The sequence below is a fragment of the Streptomyces sp. NPDC006655 genome (assembly GCF_040703965.1).
Taxonomy (GTDB): domain Bacteria; phylum Actinomycetota; class Actinomycetes; order Streptomycetales; family Streptomycetaceae; genus Streptomyces.
The window spans coordinates 1-25,100 of the sequence record NZ_JBEYJU010000009.1 but is presented as its reverse complement, the minus strand read 5'-3'; the positions used below and the strand labels follow the sequence as shown (position 1 = coordinate 25,100).

General features: G+C 73.4%; 21 protein-coding genes. 16 read left to right on the top strand and 5 right to left on the bottom strand.

All coding sequences use genetic code 11. The features are described 5' to 3' along the window. Nucleotides 1-1,905: thiol reductant ABC exporter subunit CydC (cydC, locus tag AB0958_RS07460; protein WP_366889373.1), on the top strand; the 1,905-nt coding region annotated here is incomplete at its 5' end. Nucleotides 1,906-1,995: 90 nt separating this feature from the next. Beyond that, nucleotides 1,996-2,631: a hypothetical protein gene (locus AB0958_RS07455; protein WP_366889372.1), complete on the top strand. Its 636-nt coding sequence runs from the start codon at nt 1,996-1,998 to the stop codon at nt 2,629-2,631. Between the two features lie 116 nt (nt 2,632-2,747). On the opposite strand, the gene AB0958_RS07450 is transcribed toward AB0958_RS07455, so the two are convergent. Next, nucleotides 2,748-3,077, bottom strand: a complete 330-nt coding sequence (locus AB0958_RS07450; protein WP_366889371.1) for a helix-turn-helix transcriptional regulator — start codon at nt 3,075-3,077, stop codon at nt 2,748-2,750. 229 nt (nt 3,078-3,306) lie between these two features. On the opposite strand from AB0958_RS07450, the gene AB0958_RS07445 reads away from it, so the two are divergent. The 5 genes from AB0958_RS07445 (at nt 3,307) to AB0958_RS07425 (ending at nt 9,263) form a co-directional block, all read left to right on the top strand. Continuing rightward, entirely contained in the window at nt 3,307-4,257 is a 951-nt protein-coding gene (locus AB0958_RS07445; RefSeq protein WP_366889370.1) for a histidine kinase, read from the top strand. 73 nt (nt 4,258-4,330) lie between these two features. Then, nucleotides 4,331-5,080, top strand: a complete 750-nt coding sequence (locus AB0958_RS07440) for a response regulator transcription factor (RefSeq protein ID WP_366889368.1) — start codon at nt 4,331-4,333, stop codon at nt 5,078-5,080. Nucleotides 5,081-5,167: 87 nt separating this feature from the next. Then, a complete protein-coding gene (locus AB0958_RS07435; protein WP_366889367.1) occupies nt 5,168-7,288 on the top strand; it encodes an MMPL family transporter in 2,121 nt (706 codons plus the stop codon). 77 nt (nt 7,289-7,365) lie between these two features. Further along, nucleotides 7,366-8,568, top strand: a complete 1,203-nt coding sequence (locus AB0958_RS07430; RefSeq protein ID WP_366889366.1) for a histidine kinase — start codon at nt 7,366-7,368, stop codon at nt 8,566-8,568. Then, the gene (locus tag AB0958_RS07425; RefSeq protein ID WP_366889365.1) at nt 8,565-9,263 is read left to right on the top strand and encodes a response regulator transcription factor; all 699 of its coding nucleotides are present in this window, start codon (nt 8,565-8,567) and stop codon (nt 9,261-9,263) included. The genes AB0958_RS07430 and AB0958_RS07425 overlap by 4 nt, the downstream gene beginning before the upstream one ends. Nucleotides 9,264-9,453: 190 nt before the next feature. On the opposite strand, the gene AB0958_RS07420 is transcribed toward AB0958_RS07425, so the two are convergent. Further along, nucleotides 9,454-10,764: a M14 family zinc carboxypeptidase gene (locus tag AB0958_RS07420; RefSeq protein ID WP_366889364.1), complete on the bottom strand. Its 1,311-nt coding sequence runs from the start codon at nt 10,762-10,764 to the stop codon at nt 9,454-9,456. A 19-nt stretch (nt 10,765-10,783) separates the two neighbouring features. Continuing rightward, nucleotides 10,784-10,954, bottom strand: a complete 171-nt coding sequence (locus AB0958_RS07415; RefSeq protein ID WP_366889362.1) for a hypothetical protein — start codon at nt 10,952-10,954, stop codon at nt 10,784-10,786. A 37-nt stretch (nt 10,955-10,991) separates the two neighbouring features. Between AB0958_RS07415 and AB0958_RS07410 the strand changes: the two genes are divergently transcribed. Then, complete coding sequence (locus AB0958_RS07410; RefSeq protein WP_366889361.1) at nt 10,992-12,272, top strand: ThiF family adenylyltransferase; 1,281 nt, start codon at nt 10,992-10,994, stop codon at nt 12,270-12,272. Beyond that, on the top strand, nt 12,269-12,739 hold the full coding sequence (locus AB0958_RS07405; protein ID WP_366889360.1) for a hypothetical protein: 471 nt from the start codon (nt 12,269-12,271) through the stop codon (nt 12,737-12,739). Before AB0958_RS07410 ends, AB0958_RS07405 begins: the two co-directional genes overlap by 4 nt. Nucleotides 12,740-12,841: 102 nt before the next feature. Here AB0958_RS07405 and AB0958_RS07400 read toward each other — a convergent pair whose 3' ends face one another. Then, complete coding sequence (locus tag AB0958_RS07400) at nt 12,842-13,843, bottom strand: LacI family DNA-binding transcriptional regulator (RefSeq protein WP_366889358.1); 1,002 nt, start codon at nt 13,841-13,843, stop codon at nt 12,842-12,844. A gap of 206 nt (nt 13,844-14,049) precedes the next feature. Here AB0958_RS07400 and AB0958_RS07395 point away from each other — a divergent pair, with 206 nt between their 5' ends. Beyond that, on the top strand, nt 14,050-17,028 hold the full coding sequence (locus tag AB0958_RS07395) for a glycoside hydrolase family 2 TIM barrel-domain containing protein (RefSeq protein ID WP_366889356.1): 2,979 nt from the start codon (nt 14,050-14,052) through the stop codon (nt 17,026-17,028). 22 nt (nt 17,029-17,050) lie between these two features. On the opposite strand, the gene AB0958_RS07390 is transcribed toward AB0958_RS07395, so the two are convergent. Next, complete coding sequence (locus AB0958_RS07390) at nt 17,051-18,223, bottom strand: serpin family protein (RefSeq protein ID WP_366889355.1); 1,173 nt, start codon at nt 18,221-18,223, stop codon at nt 17,051-17,053. A gap of 203 nt (nt 18,224-18,426) precedes the next feature. Here AB0958_RS07390 and AB0958_RS07385 point away from each other — a divergent pair, with 203 nt between their 5' ends. The 6 genes from AB0958_RS07385 (at nt 18,427) to AB0958_RS07360 (ending at nt 24,987) form a co-directional block, all read left to right on the top strand. Beyond that, entirely contained in the window at nt 18,427-19,659 is a 1,233-nt protein-coding gene (locus tag AB0958_RS07385; protein WP_366889354.1) for a DUF4190 domain-containing protein, read from the top strand. A 147-nt stretch (nt 19,660-19,806) separates the two neighbouring features. Beyond that, on the top strand, nt 19,807-20,559 hold the full coding sequence (locus AB0958_RS07380; protein ID WP_366889353.1) for a GntR family transcriptional regulator: 753 nt from the start codon (nt 19,807-19,809) through the stop codon (nt 20,557-20,559). Nucleotides 20,560-20,888: 329 nt separating this feature from the next. Next, the gene (locus AB0958_RS07375; RefSeq protein WP_366889352.1) at nt 20,889-21,092 is read left to right on the top strand and encodes an SPOR domain-containing protein; all 204 of its coding nucleotides are present in this window, start codon (nt 20,889-20,891) and stop codon (nt 21,090-21,092) included. A 21-nt stretch (nt 21,093-21,113) separates the two neighbouring features. Continuing rightward, complete coding sequence (locus AB0958_RS07370; protein ID WP_366889351.1) at nt 21,114-21,605, top strand: (deoxy)nucleoside triphosphate pyrophosphohydrolase; 492 nt, start codon at nt 21,114-21,116, stop codon at nt 21,603-21,605. A 90-nt stretch (nt 21,606-21,695) separates the two neighbouring features. Further along, nucleotides 21,696-22,139 (top strand): ATP-binding protein, encoded by a 444-nt coding sequence (locus AB0958_RS07365; RefSeq protein ID WP_366889350.1) that lies wholly within the window; start codon nt 21,696-21,698, stop codon nt 22,137-22,139. 259 nt (nt 22,140-22,398) lie between these two features. After that, on the top strand, nt 22,399-24,987 hold the full coding sequence (locus AB0958_RS07360; RefSeq protein ID WP_366889349.1) for a SpoIIE family protein phosphatase: 2,589 nt from the start codon (nt 22,399-22,401) through the stop codon (nt 24,985-24,987). Nucleotides 24,988-25,100: the final 113 nt, after the last annotated feature.

Below are 25,100 nucleotides of genomic sequence, written 5' to 3'. Positions count from 1 at the left end.
GACGGCGGCCCCATGACCCCGTCCCCGGGAACCCGGCCCGACGGCGGCCCCATGACCCCGTCCCCGGGAACCCGGCCCGACGGCGGCCCCATGACACCGTCCCCGGGAACCCGGCCCGGCCCGGTCCCCGCCGCGGAGGCCCCTGAAGCGGGGTCCCCTGAAGCGGGGTCCCATGAGATCGACGCCGCCACGGTGGGTGCCGGGCGCGGAGGGCTGTTCGCACGGCTGGCGCTGGCGGCCGGGGCCGCGGTCGCCTACGAGGCCTCCGTCGTCGCGCTGACCGCCACGGCCACCTGGCTGCTGTGCCGGGCGGCAGGGCGGCCGCCGCTGGGTGTCCTGGCCGTCGCGGTGGTGCTGGTCCGGGCGCTCGCCATCGGCCGCGGCGCCTTCCGCTACGCGGAACGGCTGGCCGGGCACGACGCGGTGCTGGCGCTCATGGCCCGGCTGCGCGGCCGCTTCTTCGAGCGTCTGGTGCCCCTGGCCCCCGGCAGGCTGCCCGGGTACCGGACGGGCGACCTGCTGGCGCGGCTCGCCTCCGACGTGGACGCGGTGCAGGAACTGCTGCTGCGGGTGGCGCTGCCGGCCGTCGCCGTGCTGTCGGTGGGGACCGCGGCCACGGTGTGGGCGACGGCCCTGCTGCCGGCCGCCGGCCCGGTGCTGGCGGCGGGCCTCGTGCTGGCGGGCCTGGTGCTGCCGGCCACGGCCGCCCTCGTCATGCACCGTACCGACGTCGCGCTCGCCGCCGCCCGGGCCGACCTGGCGGCCCGCACGGTGGACCTCGTCGAAGGGCTGGAGGACCTCCTGCTGAACGGCGGGCAGGAGACCGCGCGGCGCTGGGGGCGGACCGCCGCCGACGCCGTCGAGGCGCTCGAGCGCGGCAGGGCCAGGTGGCTGGCGGCCCTGACCGCGGCCGGTCTCCTCGTCCAGCTGACGACCTGCGCGGCGGTCGGCTGGACGGCGTGGCACGGCGGACTGGACCGGGTCACGGCCACCGTGCTGGTCCTCACCACCCTCACCCTGCTGGAGGAGACGCTGCAGCTGCGCGCCGCGGGGGAACGCCTCGGCACCCTGATCGGTGCGGTGCGCAGGGTGGGCGAGGTGCTGCGGCTGCGGGTCCCCGACGAGCCCGCACAGCCGGTGCCCGCGCCCGCGCCTCCGGTGTCGCTCACGCTGACCGACGTGAGCGTCACCTACCCCGGAGCAGCGGCTCCCGCGCTGTCCGGGGTGACCCTCTCGGTGCCGGCGGGAGCGCGCGTGGCGCTGGTCGGTCCCAGCGGATCGGGCAAGAGCACCGTGCTCGCGCTCACCCTGCGGCTGCTCCGCGCCGACCGCGGCCGGGTCGCCCTCGGCGGGGTGGACATCGGTGAGCTCGACGGCGCTGCACTGCGGCCCGGGCTCGTGGGCGGCCTGGTCCAGGAGGCAGCCCTGTTCACCGGCTCCGTCCGCGCGAATCTGCTGCTGGCCGACCCGCACGCCACGGACGAAAGGCTGACGCAGGTGCTCGCGCGCGTCGGCGCCGCGCAGTGGGTGCGCCGGCTGCCCGACGGACTGGACACCTGGATCGGCCGGCGCGGCGACCGGCTGTCGGGCGGCGAGCGCCAGCGTCTGCTGCTGGCGCTCGCGCTGCTGTCGGATCCGGCCGTCCTCGTGCTCGACGAACCGACCGAGTCCCTGGACCGCGCGACCGCGGACGCCGTGCTCGCCGACACGCTGGCGGCGACCGCGGGCCGGGCCGGACGGACGGTGCTGCTGGTCAGCCATCGCCTGCACGGGCTGGAGGAGTTCGACGACATCGTCGTGCTGGAAGGCGGCAGGATCACCCAGCGCGGCCCGCACGCTCGCCTCGTGGCCGAACCGGGCCACTACCGGGAACGGTGGCACGCCGAGACCAGGAAGGGCTTTTGACCGCTCATCGCGGCTGGGTAAGCTGAGGCCGGTGGCGCAACGGAGGACGGGGACCTGGTCCCGCATATGCGCCGGGGGGCGGTGGGACAGGTGGGGCACGGCGACCGGACCTGGACGATCGACGTCTATCTGGCCGAGCTCGACGGCCGGTTGCGCGGACCGCGCGCCTGGCGGCGGCGGGTGCTCGACGAGATACGGGACGGCCTGCTCTGCGAGGTCGAGGGCGGCTGTTCCGAGCCGGAGGCCGTCAGCCGCTGGGGATCGGTCGGTCTGGTGGCGGCCGAGCTGAACGAGTGCGGGCGGATAGCGCGCTGCCGCCGGATGGCCCGGATGGTCCTGCGCGGGGTGCCCTTCCTCGCCGTGGGCTGGTTCCTGGCGGTCGTACTCAGTCCGGACCCCTGGGCCGCGGAACCCGGGTTGATCCGCTGGGTCGCCCCGGCCCTCTTCGCCTCGGTGGCGGCGACCGTGGCGGGTGCGATATGGCTGCTGCGCCGGGCGCCGACCGCGCGACGGCCGATGGACGGGGTGGCCGGCGTCGCGACGGGCGTGGTCCTGGCCGTGATGTGCCTGTGCGTTCTGCTGGTCTACCGGCTCGACGCCTCGCACGGACACATGTATTGGCCCGCGGTCTGCTTTTCCGGAACAATGACCACCGGATTGCTGATCGGTGTTTTCTCCGAGGCTCGCCGACTAATGACGGAGATGCGGCCTCCGATTGAAGGTTGACGTCGGCGCATTGCCGGATGACGGCCAGGTTACAAGTGACCGCTCGTTAGAAATGATCGGCGCCCGAATCGGAAGGCGTCTTCGAGGAAAAGCGGATCCGGTAAACTGCGGGTAACTCAGGCCGGCTCGTCGTTCAGTACGACCGATCGCACGGTCTCGATGATCTCCCGCCAATTGGCCCGCGTCGCGCGCAGGGCCCGCTCGCCCGCCGGTGTGATCTCGTAGACCCGGCGGCGGCGCCCGGCCGAACTGTCCCAGCTGCTGCTGATCAGATCCGCGTTCTCGAGTCGGTGCAGGGCCGGATAGACGGTGCCTGACGGCAGGTTCACCGTGCCGTTACTGCGTTCGCGCAGTGCCGTGATGATGGCGTACCCGTGCATCGGGTCCCCGTTGAGAACGGCGAGCAGCATGCCGTCCAGGCTGCCCTTCAACTCCTCCGCTCTCATGTGAAGGGATCCTACACGTCAGCAGATGTGCTGTCCATGTCCGAAATGACGAACCGACCGCAGGAGGTTAATTCATCCCCGCCGTTCGGGGGAGGTTTTGGATCCATCGGCGGATAGCGAACACGAGTTCTTGAAAGTACACTGACGTCTGGAAATGTCGTGATCATTTATCACTGCGGGGGTTTCCTTGGAAACAGTGATCTCCATTCCGCTTTTCCAGCTGGTTCCGTTGCTCTTGCTCTCCCTGGCGCTCGGAATCGTCGCCGGATGCCTGGCCGGCCACCTCCCCCGACACCACCGATTAACCGTGACGCTCTGCGGCGCCGTATGCACCGCGACCGTGCCGCTGCTCATGCTGCTGCTCGCCGGACACCGGTCCGCCGGCGCGTACGCCGTCGCCGCCGGCATGGTCTGCCTGCCCGGCACCGTGGTCTTCGTGGCCGTCCTGCGCCGGCGGCCGGGACGGCTGAGCCCGGCCGCCCCGCCCGTGGCCGCCCCGGTGCCGGACCGGGCGCACCTCCACGGCCGCCCGCCCGGCCACGCGGAACTGGCGAGCCGGCTGCACGACACCGTGGGGCAGGGCCTGACCGCCATCGCCATGCAGGCCCGCACCGCCGAGGAGGACGACCACCGCCTGCGGGTGATCGGCGAGACCGCCGCCCACACGATGGTGGAGCTGCGCAAGGCCATGGGGCAGCTCCGCGGCGAGGAGAGCAGACCCGGACCGGGCGACGAGTGCCTCGTCGACGTCGTGAACCGGCTGCGCCGGACCGGCCTGACCGTCGTGTTCCGCAGCCGCGGCACGGACGAGCACCTGCCGGCGGCACTGCGGGCCGTCGTCGTGCGGGTCGCCCGTGAGTCGCTGACCAACGCCCTGAAGTACGCCCCGGGTTCGACCGTGCTGGTGGAGTTCCGCGCCGACCGCTGGGTCCGGCTCCGCGTGTGGTCGTACGGCCGTACACACCTCCCGTTCGACCGGGACCGCCACGCCGACCGACCCGGAGCCGACCCGGCGCCGTGGTCCGGCGGGCAGGGGAGCCGCTCGATGCAGCGCCTCGTCGCGGAGCACGGCGGCTGCCTGACGACCGGCGCCGACGAACGCGGCTTCACCGTGCTGGTCCATTTCCCGCTCGCCCACAGCGTCGCCGTCCCCAGGACACCGGCGCCGACGACAGGCTGACCGTCGTCCGCTCACCGGCCGTCCGTCGTCCCGACCTCACTCCGATCCCACCCCACATGACGGGACTGCAGTCGTGGAACAGATCGATGTACTGATAGTCGATGATCACCCCCTAGTGCGTGACGGCATCCGCATGGCCATATCCGACCAGCCGGACATCAATGTCATCGGGGAGGCGGACAGCGGCCTCCACGCCGTGTACACGGTGCGCAGGACGAAGCCGGACGTGGTGCTGATGGACGTGTCGATGCCGCCCGGCATCAGCGGCATCGAGGCCAGCCGGATGCTGCTGCTCGACCCGGCCGTCGTGGACACCCGGATCGTGATCCTCAGCGTGCACGTGGACGACGACACGCTCTTCGAAGCGCTGCGCTGCGGAGTGAGCGGCTTCCTCCTCAAGGACTCGCCGCCCGAACGGATCCTCGAGGGCATCCGCACCGTGGCGCGCGGTGGGTCCGTCCTGTCGCCCGGGCTCATCGCCACCGTCATCGCCGAGTTCGCGCGACGACCGACGGTCACGCGCTCCCAGGAGGACGGACTGGACCGCCTCACCTCCCGGGAGTTCGACGTCTTCAAGCTCCTGGTGTGCGGCTATCACAACGAGGAGATCGCCAAGCTCCTCGTGGTCGCCGAGAGCACCGTGAAGTCACACGTCCAGCGGCTCTACGAGAAGTTCGGCGTGCGCGACCGGGTGCAACTGGTGATCTACGCCTATGAGCACGGCCTGATCAGCCTGGGGCAGTCCGCGTGGCAGAAGCAGCGGTCCGACCGCGGCCTCGACGCCGCCGGGCGGGCCCCCGCCGGCGTACTCCCGCGGGAGTAACCGGTCGCCGCTGCGCCCCCGGGAGTAAGGGCGTTTTACGCCGCCGGCTCGATGTGCCGGCGAAGGGAGGACGGGAGTCTGGATGCCATGGACACGTTGCGACCCGGACCGCGGCTGCGGCTGCGGAAGCCGACCGAGACCCGGCGGCCCGTGCATTCCCGCTCACACACCTGGATCCCCTGGGCCGTGATCGGCCTGTGGGTGGCGCTGGTGGCGCTGGCCGTGCCGCTCGCCGGAAAGCTGGGCGGGGCGACCACCGACCAGCAGGTCGACTATCTGCCGGCCAGCGCCCAGTCGACCCAGGTGGCCAGGATCCTGGACGCCATGCCCGGCGGCGGAACCACCGACCTGGTGCTGGTCTACCAGCGGGCCGGCGGCCTGACCCCGGCCGACCGGACGGTGGCCCAGGACCGGGCCGCCGCCCTGCACCGGAAACTGGACCTCGTCGGCCCGGCGCCCCGGACGATCGTGGGCAAGGACGGCCGCACCCTGATGATCCCGGTGTCGGTCGCCCAGAGCGCCGGTGACGGCAAGCACGTGGTCGCCGACGTCCGCACCCAGGTGGCGCAGGACCGGCACGACGGCCTCACCGTCCGGGTGGGCGGCTCGGGCGCGCTCGCCGCCGACATGGACAGCACCTACGGTTCGATCGACGGCCTGCTGCTCGTCGTCACGGTCGCCGTGGTGGCCGTCCTGCTGATCGCCACCTACCGCAGTCCACTGCTGTGGCTCCTGCCCCTGGTGTGCACCGGGGTGGCGGCCGTCGCCGCGACGGCCGTGGCCTATCTGCTGACCCGGCTGTCCGGACTGACCGTCAACACGATGAGCAGCGCCGTCATGACCGTCCTCGTCTTCGGCGCGGGAACCGACTACGCGCTGCTGCTCATCGCCCGCTACCGCGAGGAACTGCACACCACCGAGCACACCTACGAGGCCATGCTGCACGCCTTGCGGCGCACCGGGCCGGCGGTGGCGACCTCGGCGGGAACCGTGGTCGCCGGCCTGACCGTGCTGCTGCTGGCCGACATGAACAGCACCCGCGCCATCGGCCCGACCGGCGCGGTCGGGGTGCTCTGCGCGCTCGCCGCCATGACCACGCTGCTGCCCGCGGTGCTGGTGCTGCTCGGACGGCGGATGTTCTGGCCGCTGGTCCCGGCCTACGGCACCCGGCCGGCCGCCCGGCACGGCATGTACCACCGCATCGGCGCGCTGGTCACCCGGCGACGCGTGGTGACCCTGGTGACCGGACTCGTGGTGCTGGGCGCGCTCGCGCTCGGCACGTTGAACCTCTCCGGCCGGCTGCGGCAGGAGGACGCCTTCACCCAGCGGCCCGAATCGGTGACCGCCATGCAGGAACTGGCCGCCGCGTTCCCCGGACAGAGCAGCCAGCCGATCACGGTCCTCGCCCACACGCCGGACGCCCGGTCGGTGGCCGCCGAGGCACGGAGCACCCCGGGAGTGGCCGAGGTGACGACCGGCCGCAGCGCGCGCGGCTGGACGGAACTCGGCGTCACCGCGGCCGGCCAGCCGGAGAGCCCGGCGGAGACCGCGACCATCGAACGGCTGCGCACCACCCTGGGCGACCGGGCCCTGGTGGGCGGCGAGAGCGCGCAGCGCATCGACACCGACGACACCACCGGACGCGACCAGAGCGTGGTGATCCCGCTGGTGCTGGCCGCCGTCTTCCTGCTGCTGGCCCTGCTGCTGCGCAGCCTGGTGGCCCCCCTGGTGCTGCTGGGCGCGGTGGTGGTGGTCTGGGTGGCCGCGCTGGGCCTGGGCGGGCTGGTCTTCCGACCGCTCTTCGGCTTCGTCGGCAACGACCCCTCCCTGCCGCAGCTCAGCTTCGTCTTCCTCGTCGCGCTCGGCGTCGACTACGGCATCTTCCTGCTCCACCGGATGCGTGAGGAACGCGCGGTGCTGCCGGCCCTCACCGCCACCGGCGGTGTCATCGCCTCGGCGGGCGTGGTGCTGGCCGCCACCTTCAGCGTGCTGACCGTGCTGCCGCTGGTGTCGATGGTGGAGCTGGGCTTCGTGATCGCGGTGGGCGTCCTGCTGGACACGTTCCTCGTCCGGTCGTTCCTGGTACCGGCCGCCGCCCTGCTGCTGGGCCGCCGCCTGTGGTGGCCGGGCAGGGAGTCCGCCCCGGTTCCGGCGGCGTCGGAGCAGCCCGCGGCGCCGGCGGAACGGGAACATGAGACGAGGCGATGACCGTGGCCTCGGCTTCGGCACCGTTCGGTCGGACGAGGCGGGCGCCGGCAGGCCCCGGGAAAGGAAGGCGTGACCTGATGTCGGCCACCGCGCGCACGTGGCGTCTGCCGTCCCTCACCAGGTCGGAGATCCTGGTCCCGCTCGCGGTACTGGTGGTGCAGTCGGTGCTGGCCGTCGTCCTGGACGAGTCCAACGGCGCCCGGCCGGACGCCGTCGGCCTCGCGCTCCTGACGGCCGGCGCCGTGCTCCTGGCCGGGCGGCGGCGCGCCCCCATGGCCACGGCGCTGGCGGTCGTCGCCGTGCTGGCCGTCTACCACACGGCCGACTACAACCACCTCGCCGCGGTACCGGCCAGTCTGGTGGCGCTGTACGCGCTGGCCCTGAGCGGCCCCCAGTGGCGGACGTACACGACCGTCACCGCGGCCATCGGGCTCATGATGGGCATCATGCTGGCGAAGGACGATTCCAACACCGCCTGGGACATCCTGCGCAACGGCGGCTGGATCCTGGCGGTCGTGGTGATCGGGGACGCGGTGCGCATACACCGCCAGTACGTCGCCGCCATCGTCCAGCGGGCGGAGCGCGCCGAGCGGACGCGTGAGGAAGAGGCCGCCCGGCGGGTGGCGGAGGAACGCATGCGCATCGCGCGCGACCTCCATGACCTGCTCGCCCACAGCATCACACTGATCGGCGTGCAGGCGTCGGTCGCCGCGCACGTGCTGGTCGAGGACCCCGAACTCCTCGACGGAAAGGGCCTGGCGAAGACGTTGCAGACGATCTCCGACACCTGCCGGGAGGCCCGCGCGGAACTGCGCACCACCTTGCGGGTGCTGCGCGGTGACGAGCCGGACGGCGAACGCGAGCCGGTGCCGGGCCTGGACGGGCTGCCCGCCCTGGCCCGGGCGGCGGAGGCGGCCGGCGCGCTGGTCGGCCTCGACTACACCACCGCGCCGCAGGTCCCGGCGCCCGTCGGGGTGGCCGCCTACCGGATCGTGCAGGAGGCGCTGACCAACGCCGTGCGGCACGCGCCCGGCTGCCGGGTCCGGGTGCGGCTGACCGCCGACGCCCGGCGGCTGCGGGTGACCGTGGAGGACGACGGACCCCGCCCCGGGCGGGTGTCCGCGGACACCAGCGGCACCACGGGGTACGGACTGGTGGGCATGCGGGAACGGGCCCGCAGTGTCGCCGGCACCCTGACGGCCGGACCCGGTCCGCACGGACGGGGCTTCGCGGTCGAGGCCGAACTGCCCTTCAACCAGGGTCTGGAGAACGGCGGATGACCGACGACGCTCCGATCCGCGTGCTGCTCGCCGACGACCAGGCCCTGGTACGCGGCGCGTTCGCGCTGCTCATCGGGTCGGCCCCCGACATGGAGGTGGTCGGCGAGGCCGCCACCGGCCGCGAGGCGTACGAACTGGCGCGCAGCGCACGCGCGGACGTGGTCGTCATGGACATCCGCATGCCCGAGACGGACGGCATCGAGGGGACCCGCCTGATCGCCGCCGACGAGGACATGGCGGGCGTCCGGGTGCTGGTGCTGACCACCTACGACACCGACGAGCACATCATGGCGGCGCTGCGGGCCGGGGCCAGCGGGTTCATGGTCAAGGACACCCTCCCGGCCGACCTGCTGCGGGGCGTGCGCACGGTGGCCGCGGGTGACGCGCTGCTCTCCCCGGGGCCCACCGCCCGTGTCATCGGCCGCATCCTGCGTCTGCCCCAGGCGGCCCCGCCACCGGACGGCCGCCTCGACGCGGAGCGCCTCGCCGCCCTGTCCCCCCGTGAGCGCGAGGTCCTCACCCTGGTGGCCCGGGGCCTGAACAACACGGAGATCGCCCACGCCCTGCACCTGAGCCCGCTCACCGCGAAGACGCACGTCAGCCGCATCATGAGCCGCCTCGGCGCCCGAGACCGGGCCCAACTGGTCATCATCGGCTACGAAACCGGCCTCGTCGTCCCCGGCACCCGAACCTGACCCCGGCTGCCGCGCCGCCGGTCGCTGCTTCCAGCCCGGGGACGGTCACCCCCTCGGCGGCACGGCACGGCTCGGCACGGCGCCGGTGGCATGGGGCAGGTGTTCCTGCCCCGACCCCCGTCTGCGGTTCGCCCGGCTTTAGCGCCTCCCGCGTCCGCCGTCCCGTCGGCGTCGCACCGGGCGCGGAAGCTCACCCCAGGGTCGTCAGCGCGCTCTCCGCGGCTGCCACGACCGTGCGTGTCTGGAGTGCCACCTGCCGGCGCACCGGCACCCAGCGCAGGCGCAGGGCCTCTTCGAAGTCCGTGGACCACGCGGTGGACAGTTCGGCGAGGTCGCGGCGGAGTCCGGGGGCCGCGCGGTCGTCCGCCGACTCCAGCAGCCGTGCCAGCAGGCCCGCGGCGCGCAGGGGTTGGCGGCGGGCCACGATGTCGAGGGCGCAGACCTGGGCCGTCGTCAACCGGCGCGGATCGCCGGGGTGGGTCGCGTCGGCCGCCTGTCGGGCCAGCGGTTCCCAGGACTCGGCGACCAGGTCGTAGAGGCCGCCGGCCATCCACTCCAGCACCCGCCGGGACGGGTCCTCCCGCGCCGTCGGCAGGAACCCGCGCGCTTTGTCGAGTACGGCCGTCACCTGCTGTCCGCCGTCGCGCACCAGCACGGCCAGGTCGCGCAGTGCGCGGACGGCGTCCGGATGCGGGGACGGGTCGCCGGCCGTGCCGGCCGCCCACATGGGCACTTCGACGATCGCCGTGGTGCCCCCGTACCGCTGAGGCGCGCACCAGGTGGACAGTTCGATGTTCTCGGACCCGGCGGCCAGCCGGCCGGTGCTGTCCGACGGCGGCAGAACGTAGATTCCGGGGGCGGGGTTCTCCCAGTACAGGGCGTCGAACGTACCGCGCTGGACCGGGACACCGAGTTCCGCGGCGGACGTCATGAAGGGCACGGCGAGTCCGGGGAGGTCGCGGGTCGACTGGACCCAGCTGCCGCCCGCCTCGACGCCGTGCAGAGAGCACTGGAGGAACGGCCGCAGTTCGTCGATGACGCGGAACAGCGCCTGGCTCTCGGGGAGTTGCCGGCCTTCGAGTGGTGCCCACTCCGGCTGTTCCGCCGCGACCGGACGGTAGGCGGCGCGGAAGTAGGCGTCCAGGGTGTGGCGGGGCCCGGCCGTCGCCTCCTCGATGCCCCGGCTCAGCTCGGCGCCGTCCGGGTCGAGGCACAGAACGATGTCCCAGGTGACGACGGCGGGGTCGGTCGCCGGGGACGACCGGTCGCCGCCCGCCACCCGCTCCGCCAGGGCGATCGCGGTCGCACCGCCGACCGGCTCGTCGGGGTGCGGCCGGGCGACCACCAGGACGTGGCGCGGCCCGTGTCCCACGGACAGCATCAGGATCGGGCGGCCCTCCCGGGACGTCCCGATCCGGCGCAGACGGCCGGCTCCGGCGGATCGGGAGACCAGCCGCCGCGCCGCGTCCTCGACTTCGGCGACCGTGGGATAACGGTCCATCGTCCGCGTCCGGATCAGGTCAGGAGCCGCCGTTGCCACCGCTGTCGCCGGTGGTCTCCTTCTTGTCGAGCGGCCGGATCTCGATCTTGGTCGTCATGCCGTCTCCTCCTGTCGCCGACTGGGGCGTGCCGTGCCGGGGGTGCTCTTGCCAGCGTTCGGTCGACGCGTGACATTTGTCAATGTCCGTCACTCGTAGGGGATTTGGGGATGAAGAGAATGGCGCGAAGATGACGGTGCCGGTGATGCGGCGGCCTCGGATCAAGCCGGAACACCGGGCCTACCGGACGGTCGACGGACATGTGCGGATCGGCAGCGTCGTCCACGGCATCGGGGCGGAGGTCCGGGACCCCGACGGCTGGGTGTGGACCCTGGTCGAGGCCATGGACGGTACGCGCAGCCCCGCGGACATCGTCGCCGAGGTGTCCGGCCGCCACCCGGAACTCCCGCTGTCGGCGCCCGACATCGTCCAGGCGATCACAGACCTGACCTCGGCCGGGTACGTGGAGGACGCCGGAGCCGCGCCGCCGGAGGAACTGTCCGATCGGGAACGCGAGCGGTACGGCAGGGGGATGACCCTGCTGCGCTGGATGGACCTCCGGCCGCGGCGGAGCGCCTGGGAGCCGCAGCTACGGCTGCGCCGTGCCCGGGTCCTGCTGATCGGCGTCGGCGGGACCGGCGGGACCACCGCACGGGACCTGGTGGCCTCCGGCGTGGGACGGCTGCACTGCGTCGAACCGGACGTCGTCGAACTGTCCAACCTCAACCGGCAGACGCTCTTCAGCGAGCGCGACCTCGGTACGCCCAAGATCGACGTGGCGCTGACCGCGTTGCGCGCCCTGAACTCGGACACGACGGTGACCGGTGTGCGCCGCGAGGTACGCGGGCCGGCCGACCTGGAGGACCTGCTGGCCGGCGGCCCCGGCGGCACGTCGGAGTACGACGTCCTGCTTCTCGCCGCCGACCGCCCGGCCGCGATCCGCAGATGGGCCAACCAGGTCTGTCTGGCCTCCGGTACGCCGTGGGCGGAGGCCGGTTATCGTGGCCCGCTGGTGAGCGTCGGTGTGTTCGCCCCGGGCCGGGGAGCGTGCTGGGAGTGCCTGCGCACGACCGAGGCGGAGCGCCGGGACCTGCGGCTCCCACCCGGCCAGGACGAGGAGGTCGCCTCGCCCCGTATGCCGTGGAACCCCGTCAATGCCGTGACCGCGGGACTGTCCGGCAGCCTGCTCGCCCACGCCGCGCTCGTCCTGCTGTGCGGGATCCCGCACCTCGACCCCGGATACCGCTTCGGCCTCAACCTCATGCTGCCCGGCGACCCCCTCATGCAACGTTCTCCTCGCCGCCCGGACTGCCCGGCCTGCGGCGCGGGCTCGGGGGAGGGCCCGGGACCGGTGCACTCCGGACAGGATGTGCGCCCACGGCCGGCGGTGCACCCTGGACGGGCGGTACGCACCGAGCCGGTGGGGGGCACCGAGCCGGCAGTGGGCCCCGGTCCGCGGGAGTCCCCGTGAACGACACCGCGGCGCAGGGGCCCACTCGGATCGGACCGTCGACCCGGGTCCTGTTGCACGATCTCGGAGTGCGGCGCGACGGGGACGAGTGGATCGTGGGCCGTACGGTCACCCGGACCTTCGTCGCCCTGCCGGACAGGTACCGGCGTACGGTGCGGTCGCGGCGCCACCCCGCCGGTGCCGATCCGACCGTACGGCTGCCTGCGCACGAGCGCCGGGCCGTGCGCCTCTACAGCGTCGTCCTCGTCACGGGCACGGTGGCCTGCGTGGCGTTCATGGCCGCCGTCACCCTCCCCGCCGACGTGACCCTGCTCGTCCGCGCGGCCCGGGGGCTCGGGCCGGGCCACGGCCTCGCACGCACAGCCGACTCGGCGGCGGTGCTGCTCACCCTGGGCGGGGTCAACGTCCTGTGGCTGATGACCCGTTGGCGGCAGCGCCGCGCTCGCGGGCCCGCGGCAAAGGGCTGAGGGCCCCTGATCCACGCACTCCGATCCGACTGGCGACCGCTCTGCCCCGGCCCCGGCGCACCGCCCCGAAGCGTCACCGCATCCGAATCAACCCGGGGGGACCTAGCCCGACCCCCGGAGCCGCAGCTCGGCTCCCACGACCAGTTCGTCCGCCGGCAGGGGGCCGCTCCCGGTCAGCAGCCTCGCCGCCTGTTCGACCGCGAGCGCCCCCAGGCCGCGGATGTCCAGGGCCACCGTGGTCAGCGGGGGCTCCACCAGCGTGCCCAGCCGCAGACCGTCGAAGCCGATCACCGCGAGGTCCCGGGGAACCTCGCGGCCCATGCGGCGGGCGGCGCGCAGCGCCCCGAAGGCGATGATGTCGTTGAAGACGAACACGCCGGTCAGGTCGGGGTGCTCCGCGAGGAGTTCCTGAAGCGCCCGCTCCCCGCCCTCCGCGCTCTGGTCGGCGCGGGCCACCGAACCGGGGTCCAGCCCGCACGCGGCCATCGCGGCGTCGAACCACGCGTGCCGGACGCTCGGTTCGGACCGTTCCATGTGGTCCAGCATGCCGATGCGCCGGTGGCCCGCCCCGGTGAGGTGCCGGATCGCCGCGTGGACGCCCGCCTCCCCGTCGATCCGGATCGAGCTGAACCGTTCGCCGTGGTGCGCCCGGTCGATGAGGACGACGGGCAGCCCGCGGGTCAGCCGGGCGATCTCCTCCTCCGGCAGACCCAGGTAGCCCACGACCGCGTCCACCTGCGAGGCGATCACCTCCAGCGTGCCCCGCTCCTCCTCGACGCGGTCACCGGTGTCGTACACGACGACGTGCCAGCCGCGGCCCCGGGCCGCTTCCAGCGCGGCGGCGGCGACCTCCGTGAAGAACGGGTTGAGCAGGTCCGGGATCACCAGGCCGACGCTGACCGTGTCCTGCCGCACCAGCCCCCGGGCGAACCGGCTCGGCCGGTACCCCAGCGCGAGGGCCGCGTCGAGGACGCGCTGCTTGGTGGAGACGCCGATCTCGCCCTTGTCGTTGAGCGCCCGTGACACGGTCTGCCGGGACACCCCCGCGGCCTCGGCCACATCGTCGATCGTCACCCTGCGGGGGCCGGTCCCCGACGACGCCATCACTCACCTCCACGAGACAGCCGACACGCCCGCGTCGCAGGACGTCGCGGGGACACGTCGCAGGGACACCGAGTATGCCGTGTCCCGGACCCCCGGTCTTGACACTCCCACGGGCCGGAGCCCACACTCCGAAACGCCTCCCGTGACCGCTCCCGTGAGCGCTCACGGTACCGTCGGCCACCCGCTGAACAGAAGGTTGTGACCTCTTGCGCTCCTCGCTCCCCGCGCACGTGTCGGACCCCGCGCCCGGCCACGGCGACCTGCGACCGGCCCGCTCCTGGCTGCACTCCGACGCGCCCGCCGTCTCGCTGAACGGCCCCTGGCACTTCCGGCTGTCGCCCACCGCGGCCGTGGCCGAGGACTTCGCGACCGAGGACTTCGACGACCGCGGCTGGGACAGCATCCCGGTGCCCGCCCACTGGGTGCTGGAGGGCGACGGCGCCTACGGCCGCCCGATCTACACGAACGTCCAGTTCCCGTTCCCGATCGACCCGCCGCACGTCCCCGACGAGAACCCCACCGGCGACTACCGCCGGCACTTCGTCCTCCCGGAGGACTGGCGGGACGCCGAGCGGGTCCTGCTGCGCTTCGACGGCGTGGAGTCGCTGTTCCGGGTGTGGGTGAACGGCGTCGAGATCGGCGCCGCCAGTGGCAGCCGGCTGGCCCACGAGTTCGACGTGACGTCCGCCGTCCGCCCCGGTGACAACGTCGTCGCCGTACGCGTGCACCAGTGGTCGGCGGCCAGCTACCTGGAGGACCAGGACCAGTGGTGGCTGCCCGGCATCTTCCGGGACGTCACCCTGCTGGCCCGCCCGGCCGGCGGCATCGAGGACGTCTGGCTGCGGACGGGGTACGACGACGGGCGCGGCCGCGTCGAGGCGGAGATCACCGCCGGCGCGAACGCGTTCCCGGTCACCCTGCGCATCCCCGAACTGGGCGTCGAGCAGGTCTGGGAGACGGCGGCCGACGTGGCGCCGGTCGAGGTGGCCGCGGTGCAGCCGTGGTCGGCCGAAGTGCCCCGCCTGTACGACGCGACCGTCTCCTCGGCCGCCGAGACCGTCTCCCTGCGGGTCGGGTTCCGCACCGTCGAGATCCGCGGTGACCGGTTCCTGGTCAACGGCCGCCGGGTGGTCTTCCACGGGATGAACCGGCACGAGACCCACCCCGAGCGCGGCCGGGTCTTCGACGAGGCGCACGCCCGCGCGGACCTGGCCCGGATGAAGCGCTTCAACGTGAACGCCATCCGCACCAGCCACTACCCGCCGCACCCCCGGCTGCTGGACCTCGCCGACGAACTCGGCTTCTGGGTCGTCCTCGAGTGCGACCTGGAGACCCACGGCTTCGAGAAGGTCGGCTGGGCCGGCAACCCCACCGACGACCCCGCCTGGCGCGCCGCCTGCCTGGACCGTGTCGAGCGCACCGTGGAACGGGACAAGAACCACCCCTGCGTCGTGCTCTGGTCGCTCGGCAACGAGGCCGGCACCGGCGCCAACCTCGCCGCCATGTCGGCCTGGGTGCACGCCCGCGACCCCGAGCGTCCCGTGCACTACGAGGGCGACTACACCGGCGACTACACCGACGTGTACTCCCGGATGTACTCGACGGTGCCGGAGACCGAGCAGATCGGCACCGACGGCTCCACCGCCCCGCTGCTGGGCTGCACCCCGGCCCAGGGCGCCCGGCAGCGCACCAAGCCCTTCCTGCTCTGCGAGTACGCCCACGCCATGGGCAACGGCCCCGGCGCCCTCGACCAGTACGAGGAACTCGTCCACCGGCACCCGCGGCTGCACGGCGGGTTCGTCTGGGAGTGGCGTGACCACGGCATCGCGGCCACCGCCCCGGACGGGACGCCGTACTACGCGTACGGCGGGGACTTCGGGGAGGTCGTGCACGACGGCAACTTCGTGATGGACGGCATGGTGCTGAGCGACGACGTGCCGACGCCCGGCCTGTACGAGTACAAGGCCGTCGTGCAGCCCATCCGGTTCGCGTTCGACGGCGGCGAACTCGTCGTCACCAGCCTGCGGCACTCGGCCGACACCTCCGACCTGCGCTTCCGCTGGCGGGTCGAGCACGACGGGAACCCCGTGGACGCGGGGGACCTGGAGGTACCGGTGGTCGCGGCGGGCGAGTCGGCGCGGGTGGCGCTGCCGCCGGTCGCGGCCGCGGCGGACGCCGAGACCTGGCTGACGGTCGAGGCGGTGCTCGCGGCGGAGACCGCCTGGGCGCCGGAGGGACACGAGGTCGCCACCGCCCAGCTGGACCGCACGGTACGGCGCCCGGTGCCCGCGGCCCGGCACCGCACCGGCTGGCGGCCGGGGGAGGGGACCCTCGCCCTCGGCGTCGCCGAGTTCACCGGCGGCTCCCTCACCCGGCTCGCCGGACGCCCGGTGACCGGCCCGCGGCTGGAGCTGTTCCGGGCGCCCACCGACAACGACGAGGGCACCGCCGACCGGCTGGAGGGCAGCGACGCGAGCCTCGCCGAGGTGTCCAGCGCCGCACTCTGGCGGCGCGACGGACTCGACCGGCTGACCACCCGCCGCGTCGGCGTCGAGCAGGCCACGGACGCGCTGCGCACCCTCGACCGGGTCTCCGCCGCCGACTCCGCCCTCTCGGTCACCGTGGAGACCGTCTGGACGGTCGAGGACGGCGAACTGGAACTGCGCGTGGAGATCGAACCGTCGCGCGGCTGGAGCACCGTGTGGCCGCGGATCGGGGTGCGCTTCGAACTGCCCGACGGGACGGCACCGGTGGACGGCGCCCGGTGGTTCGGGCTCGGCCCGCTCGAGTCCTACCCCGACAGCATGCGCGCGGCCCGCACCGGCCACTTCACGGCCGGTGTGGCGGACCTCTCGGTCGACTACGCGCGTCCCCAGGAGACCGGCCACCGCTCCGGGCTGCGGCACCTCACGCTGACCAGCGGCGACACCGACGTCCTGTGCCTGACGGCCCTGCCCGACCTGCGCGGGCGGCGTCCCGGCTTCACCCTCGCCCGGCACACCCCGCTGCAACTCGCCCGCGCCGCCCACCCCTTCGAACTCCCGGAGTCCGCAACCAGCCACCTGATCATCGACGCCGCCCAGCACGGCCTCGGCTCCCGGGCCTGCGGGCCGGACGTATGGCCCGAGTTCGCCCTGCGCCCGGAGGCCCGCACCATCAGACTCCGCATCACCCCGGGAGCCTGAACCCGCGGCGGGTCCGGACGGCTCACGCCGCCGGGGCCGGGTCCGTGATCCAGCCCGCTGCCAGTACCAGGCGGGTCTCGCGGTGCACGGCGAGAAAGCCGAACGGACGGTCGAAGACGGCTCGGACCACGGTGGACTCGTACGGGTGCTGCGGCGGCCCGCCGCCCGGTGCCGCCAGTACGGCCGTCACCGCGGCGGCCCGGAAGCCCAGCGGGCCGAACTCGGCGACCGCGGACTGCCCGGCCGCGCCGATGGCGAGCGGCGCCGCACTGATCCCGGGGAAGTGCCCCTCGCGGGCGTCGGCCGCCGTGGACAGCCCGAACAGGCCGTGCAGTTGGAGCAGATCGTGGTCCGCGCGCACCGTGAACCCGACGGTCGTCACGTCGAGCCGCGTCGGATCCGGGGTGAGGGACGGCTGCCGCTCCACGACCACGCCGGGACCCGCGGGCCCGTAGGGCAGCCGGCCGCCGGTCGTCACCGGCAGGGCGCGTTCCAGGACGCCGATGCCGGTGCCCAGCACCTGCCCGGGCGCCATCCCCTCCGCGCCGAGCAGGAGATGGACGTCGAGGCCGTTGCCGCCGGGCACCTTGACCGTGGTGAGGGCCCCGTCCGGGCCCGCGGTCACCCCGATCCGGTCCGGGCGGACGCTGCTGCGGTGCAGACCGGCCAGCGCCCGGCCCTGCCACGGACCGGAACCGGGCCGCAGCACGGTCTCCCGGAACGGGTGCCGCCAGTCCGTGCGCAGCGCCAGCGCGGTCGCCAGGACCAGCCGGGCCCCGTCCGCCAACCGGACCGGCATCCGCTCGACCAGCCCACCGGTGCGCTTGGCCGCCCACGCGTCCAGCGCCTCCCGGGACGCCGCGACATCGGGCCCGAGCACCCCGTGCGCGTCGGCGGGCAGCCCGGCCGCCCACTGCTCGCGCAACTCCAGCGCACGGTCGGTCCACAGCCCCAGGGCCGACTCCACGCCGGGCATCGCGTCCAGCCCGGCGAGTAACTCCCGCGCACCGGCCGCCGCCCGGTCGGCCTGCATCCCCACGGCCCGGGTCAGTTCGTCCCGGGCGGGTCCCGTGGCGCCGTCGGCCAGGAAGGCCAGCAGCGGCCAGACACCGGCGGCCGAGAAGACCGTGCCCTGCCTGGTCTGCCGCGCCCAGCGGGCGGTGAGCGCGTTCACGGCGCTGACGGTGTCGTTCATTCGTCGTCCTCCCAGGGACACTCGGGGAAGGGCAGGGGACCCGTGGGCCGTCCGCCACGAGGACGTGCCGGGAACGCCGCCGCGGACGCCGCGCCCACCCTCATTCCGCCCCCGTTCACGGCGCGCCTACGATGCGCGCAGTCGTACGTCAGTTCAGCCGTCCGTTTCCGCGCGGCCGACGCCCCCTCAGGAGCACGGTACCGGTGTCCATACCTCCGCCCCCCGGCCCCCACCAGCAACAAGGGCCGTATCAGCCGCCTCAGTCGGGCCTGCCGCAGTACCCGCAGTTCCAGCAGGCGCCGTACGGGCAGCAGGCGCCGTACCCCTCGCCGTACCAGCCCTGGGGCCAGGGCTACGGTCCCCACCCGGCCCAGGCGCCCGTCAACGGTCTCGCCATCGCCTCCCTCGTGCTCGGGCTGCTGTGCTGCCTGCCGGGGGTCGGGCTGGTGCTGGGGGTGGTCGCGCTGGCCCAGATCCGCAGGCGGGGGGAGCGCGGCAGGGCGATGGCGGTGACCGGCTCGGTGCTCTCCGGGATCGGCCTCGCCCTGCTGGTGGTGGTGCTGGCCACGGGCGGTGCGGCCGGCTTCCGGAAGGGCTTCGAGGAGGGCGCGCGCGGCCGCGCCGGCCTCTCGCTGAGCACGGGCGACTGCTTCGACACCCCGGACCACGCGCTCGACGACGACCTGATCACCGACGTCACCCCGGCCGCCTGCGACGAGGGGCACGACGGCGAGGTCTTCGCCACCTACCGCCTCACGGGCACCGCCTACCCGGGCGACGACGCGATCGGCGACTCCGCCGACGACCGCTGCTACGGCCTGGAGGACACCTACGTGCTCGACGTGTGGGCGGTCCCCGACGACGTCGCCGTGTACTACTTCACGCCCAGCGAGGACAGTTGGGCCGCCGGTGACCGGGACGTGGTCTGCGTCTTCGGCAGCTCCACCAGCGGCGGCCGGCTCACCGACTCCTACCACCAGGGCCCCGATGCCTACTCGGCCGACCAACTCGCCTACCTCAGGGCCGCGCACGTCCTGAACACCGCCCTGGACACCGCCCCCGACTCGGCGTACGTCGAGGAGGACCTGTCCGGGAACAAGGCGTGGGCGGGCCGCATGGCCACGGCGCTCGGCAAGCAGACGGCGATGCTCCGCGCACACCGGTGGGACGCCGGGGCGAAACGGCCGGTCCTGGCCCTCGCCGCCGACCTCGACAGGGCCCGCGCCGAGTGGGCGAAGGCCGCGCGGGCGTCGGACGTCGACACCTTCTTCACGCACTATGACAAGGGGTACAAGCTGATCGACCCGCACCGCACGGTGACCGTACGCGATGCTCTGGGGCTCACCACCGTCCCGCCCGCGTACGAGGACGGCGGCGGCGGCGGCGGGGACGGCGGCGCGGGGAGCGGAGGGGGCGGCTCTGGCGTCGAGGTGTGAGCGGCGTCAGAACGGGGAGAAAGTGCCTGCGCAAAGCCATCCGCAACCCTTTGTCATCACATCGAGTGATTCTCTGGCCTTTGCTTGCACCGCTCAACCCACGGTTGCCACGCTGTTGCTGTCTGTACAACCTGATGGGAGCGGCCAGTGACTTTCGGTGAGCAGCCGGCGTATCTGCGTGTCGCGGGTGATCTCCGCAAGAAGATCGTCGACGGTTCGCTGCCCCCTCATACCCGGCTGCCCTCGCAGGCCCGCATCCGCCAGGAGTACGGCGTCTCGGACACCGTCGCCCTGGAGGCCCGCAAGGTGCTGATGGCCGAGGGTCTGGTCGAGGGCCGGTCCGGCTCCGGGACCTATGTGCGCGAGCGGCCCGTGCCGCGGCGGGTGGCCCGCTCCGGGTACCGCCCGGCGGGCGGCGCCACCCCCTTCCGGCAGGAACAGGCCGACGCGACGGCGCGCGGCACCTGGGAGTCCAGCAGTGAGCAGGCCGCGGCGGGCAGCGCGATCGCCGACCGGCTCGGCATCCAGGTCGGCGACCGGGTGATGCGCACCCGCTACCTGTTCCGGGACGCGGGCGAGCCGATGATGCTGTCCACCTCCTGGGAACCCCTCGCCGTCACCGGCCGCACCCCCGTGATGCTGCCCGAGGAGGGCCCGCTCGGCGGGATGGGCGTGGTCGAGCGGATGCGCGCCATCGACGTCATCGTGGACAACGTCACCGAGGAGGTCGGCGCCCGTCCCGGCCTCGCCGAGGAACTGCTCGCGCTCGGCGGGGTCCCCGGCCACGTGGTCCTCGTGATCCAGCGGACGTACTACGCCTCCGGCCGCCCGGTGGAGACCGCGGACGTCGTCGTCCCGGCGGACCGTTACCGCGCCTCCTATCACCTGCCGGTGAGGTAGCGCGCGCACCACCTCTGCGTGAAGTAGCGCACACCCCTGCGGTGGTTCACGCCTGCCCGGGGCGGGTCCCCTTCCCGGACCCGCCGCCGGAATCCGGCCGTTTTCCCAGGTGATCGCGGCTGTACTCGACGTGCCCGCGACCCGAGGGGCAAGGTGCCCGAACGGCGCATTCGTCATCGTGCGCCCCCACCGTTCTGGCTGGTTGCGTACCTCTTTGTGAAAAGGCGTATTCGCTGCGTAAAGGTTAGGCGTACGCTCGGGCATATGCGGAGTGCGGTTTCCTTGGCGGGGCGGGGATGGGCGGGAGCCGGCAGATACGGAGGGGCGCGATGACGGAAGGCACGGTCTCTCTCCCCTGGCTCGTCATACGGCAGGACGACAACGGCAATCGCTACCGCGTCGGCCGGTACGCGACCCGGGCCGAGGCGCAGAAGATCGCCGACAGTCTCGACGACCGCGGACACAAACAGCTCTACTGGGTCGAACGCGTCGGCCACGGCAACGGCAGCCGGGACGGCGGCATCCGCAACTGAGCCTCCCGTAGGCTCCGGACCATGAGCGAACGGATCGTGGTGGTCGGAGCCGCCCTGCTCGACACCGGCCGCCTGCTCGCGGCCCGCCGCAGCGCACCCGCGGAACTGGCCGGCCGCTGGGAACTGCCCGGCGGCAAGGTGGAGCCCGGCGAGACCCCCGAGCACGCCCTGGTGCGCGAACTCCGCGAGGAGTTGGGCGTGGAGGCCGGGGCCGTGGCCCGGGTGCCGGGAGAGTGGCCCCTGCGGGACCCGTACGTCCTCCACGTCTGGACCGCCCACCTCCTCCCCGGCTCACCCGCCCCCGAGCCCCTCCAGGACCACGACGAACTGCGCTGGCTGACACCGGAGCAGATCTGGTCGGTGAACTGGCTGGACCAGGACGTACCGGCGGTACGCGAGGTGATCGCCTGGTGGGGCCGGGGGCGCAGCCCCCGTCGCACCGGGGGCGCGGGGAACTGCGCGACCAGCCCGCACGCTCCCGAGGCCGCCGACACACCGCATCCGCCGAGTTGACAGGCGAACTCCTCTTACCTCGTTCGCACCACAGCGCCCCCTTCTGCGCGGTAATCCCCCAGCGATACCGGGTATGTGCCCCTTAACCCCATGAAACCGGGCATGGGCGGGCACGCTGCACGGGAAGTGATCGGTGTGATCGACACCGAAGGTGACACCGTCGAGTGGACCTTCCCCGCGGAACCGGGCGCCGTGCGTACCGCCCGCACCGCGGTCCGAGACCAACTGCGGGGCTGGCGCCTCGACCCCCTCGCCGACATCACGGCCCTTCTCGTCAGCGAGCTGGTCACCAACGCGATGCGGCACGCCACCGGTCCCATCGGCGTCCGTCTGGTGCGCCCCGCCGACCTGGCGGGTGCCCTGCGCGTCGAGGTCTCCGACCCGCTCCCCGACCCCCCGCGGGAGCGTGCCGCCAGCCCCGACGACGAGAGCGGCCGCGGCCTCCAACTGGTCGCCGGCTCCTCGCGGAGCTGGGGCACCCGCCCCGGCGTCAACGGCAAGACGGTCTGGTTCGAGCTGGCCGTACCCGGGTGAACCGGGTGAACGGGATGTACACCCGGCGCTGTGCCGTCCACTCGCGGGAGTGGCCCCGCAACGGGTCCCGCGGAGTGTGGTTCGAGGACGTGTTCCCTGGTTAGAAGAGTGGAAGTGTTCTCACGGACCGGTCCGGAAATCGCCTGGACCGTGCTGTGATCGTGAACACCGTGTCAGGCGGCGCCGTAGTGCTGGATACTGCGGGCAGCCGCATCCGGTGACCGGTGCCGGGCGCGGTGAGCTGGAGGGGACGGTTCGCGTGAGCGAGATACCAGCTGAGGCCACGGAGTCCGAGGATCCGTCGGACGGCGTGCGGGCGGGGACCGCGGCGGAGGCCGCGGCCCCCGGCGACGCCATGTGGCAGAGCAGTCCACCCGGCTCGATCTACGACTACATCAAGGTCGCCTCGTTCTCCATCGGCGCCGGCGGCCTGGTCGATCAGTGGAGCCTGCGCGCCGAGCAGATCTTCGGCATTCCCGCCGAGCGGGCCGTCGGCATGGACCCCATCGAGGCGTTCGTAGCCCCCGACCTGCGCGAACGCGGCCAGCGGAAGATGGCCGAGATCCTCGACGGGCGGGAGTGGACGGGAGTGGTCCCGTTCCGGATGCCCGACGGTCCGGACGGTGGGCGCGGCGAGGAGGGCCTAGCCGAGGTCTACGTCATGCCCACCCGCACCGCCGAGGGCGAGAACGCGGCCGTGTGCATCGTCGTCGACGTCCGTACCCTACGCAGCATCGAGACCGACCTGGCCGCCTCGCAGTCGATATTCGGTCAATCTCCTTTCGGCTTCCTGCTGATCGACCCCGACCTCCGGATCCGCCGCGCCAACCTGCGGTTCTCCTCCATCTTCGGCGGCACCCCCGACGACCACCGCGGCAAGGGCGTGCACGACTACCTGCCCCGTGCGGAGGCGGAGCGGGTCGCGGCCACCCTGCGCCGGGTCCTGGAGACCGGCAACTCCATCACGGACATGCACGTCACGGGCTTCGTGCCGGATTCCGAGGAGCGCCGGCACTGGTCCATCAACCTCTACCGGGTGCACAGCGGCACCGGCCGTCCCATCGGCATCGCCTGGCTGGGCCTGGACATCACCGCCCGCCGCGCCGCGGCCCGCGAGGCCGCCGCCGCCCGGCGCAACCTCGCCCTCCTCAACGAGGCCGGTGCCCGCATCGGCAACTCCCTCGACCTGGAGACCACCGCCCGCGAACTCCTCGACGTGGTGGTGCCCGGCTTCTGCGACCTCGCCACCGTCGACCTCTACCAGGGACTGCTGGCCGGTGACGAGACCCCGCCGGGACTGGCCGACGGCAGCGCGGAGTTGCGCCGGGTCGCCTTCGCCAGCGCGGTCTCCGACGAGCCCTTCGTGGGTGGCGGCGCCCCGGTCGCGGTCGGCGCGGTCCACCACTACCCGTTCAACTCGCCCTGCGCGGACGCCCTGCGCACCGCACGCCCGCAGTACGTGCCCGCCGCGGACGGCGGCCTGGTGCAGTCCACGCTCGCCGTCCCGATGGTCGCCCACGACACGGTCGTCGGCCTCGTCCAGTTCGCCCGCACCAAGGGCAGCGAACCGTTCGGGGACCGTGACCGGGACCTCGCGGTCGAACTGGCCGCCCGTGCCGCCGTCTGCATCGACAACGCCCGCCTCTACCGCCGTGAGCACGAACGCGCGCTGATACTGCAACGGTCCCTGCTGCCGCCCGGCGACCCGGAGGCCTCGGGTCTCGACATCGCCTGCCGCTATCTGCCCGGCAACGCGGCGACCGAGGTCGGCGGCGACTGGTTCGACGTCATAGAACTCCCCGGCCACCGCACGGCGCTGGTGGTGGGCGACGTGATGGGGCGCGGGCTGCGCGCGGCGGTCGCGATGGGCGAACTGCGCACGGCCGTACGCACCCTGGCCCTCCTCGACCTCGAACCGGCGGAGGTGCTGTCCGCGCTCGACGAGATCGCCCGCGGGCTCGGCACCCCCGGCGGGGTCCAGCAGGCCACCCGCACGGCCCGCCAGCCCCGCGACGCCGACCTGTCCGAGGTCTACCTCGCGACCTGCGTGTACGCGGTCTACGACTCCGTCACCCGACGCTGTACGTTCGCCAACGCCGGCCACCTGCCGCCCGTACTGGTCGAACCCGGCGAGACGGCCCTGATGCTCGACGTCCCGCCCGGCATGCCGCTCGGTGTCGGCGGCGAGCCCTTCGAGGAGGTCGAGGTGGACCTCCCCGAGGGTTCCCTCCTGGCGCTCTACACCGACGGCCTCGTCGAATCCCGCGACCATCCCCTGGACGAGGGGCTCCAGGCGTTCGTCGGCGCCCTCACCGACCCCTCGCGGCCCCTGGAGGACGTCTGCGACCACGTCCTCAACACCCTCGACACGCACCACGGCGAGGACGACATCGCCCTGCTGATGGCCCGTGTACAGGGGCTGCCCGCCGAGCAGGTGGGCGACTGGACGCTGCCGCGCGAGCCGCGCAGTGTGGGACGCGCCCGGGAGTACGCGCGCGGCCAGCTGCTCAGCTGGGACCTCGAACCGCTGGTCGACACGACGGAGCTGCTGGTCAGCGAGCTGGTCACCAACGCCCTGCGGTACGGCGAGGGCGAGATACGGCTGCGTCTCCTGCTCGACCGCACCCTGGTGTGCGAGGTCTGGGACTCCGGGCTGGTCCAGCCGAGGCGCCGCAGGGCGCGGGACACCGACGAGGGCGGCCGCGGGCTGCAACTGGTCGGCCTGCTCAGCGCGGCGTGGGGCTCCCGCCGGACGCCGCGGGGCAAGACGGTGTGGTTCGAGCTGCCGCTGCCGGACGGCGAGACGGGCCTGACCGACCCCGCGGAGGCGCTGCTCAGTTTGTTCTGAGAGGGGGCGATGCGGCCGTCTCACCGGTGCCGGCCGGGTGGCGAGCCGCACCTCGACATCGCCGCGCACCTCGCCCTCGGCGGCGGCCGCCTTCAGCAGGTCGGCCACCCGGT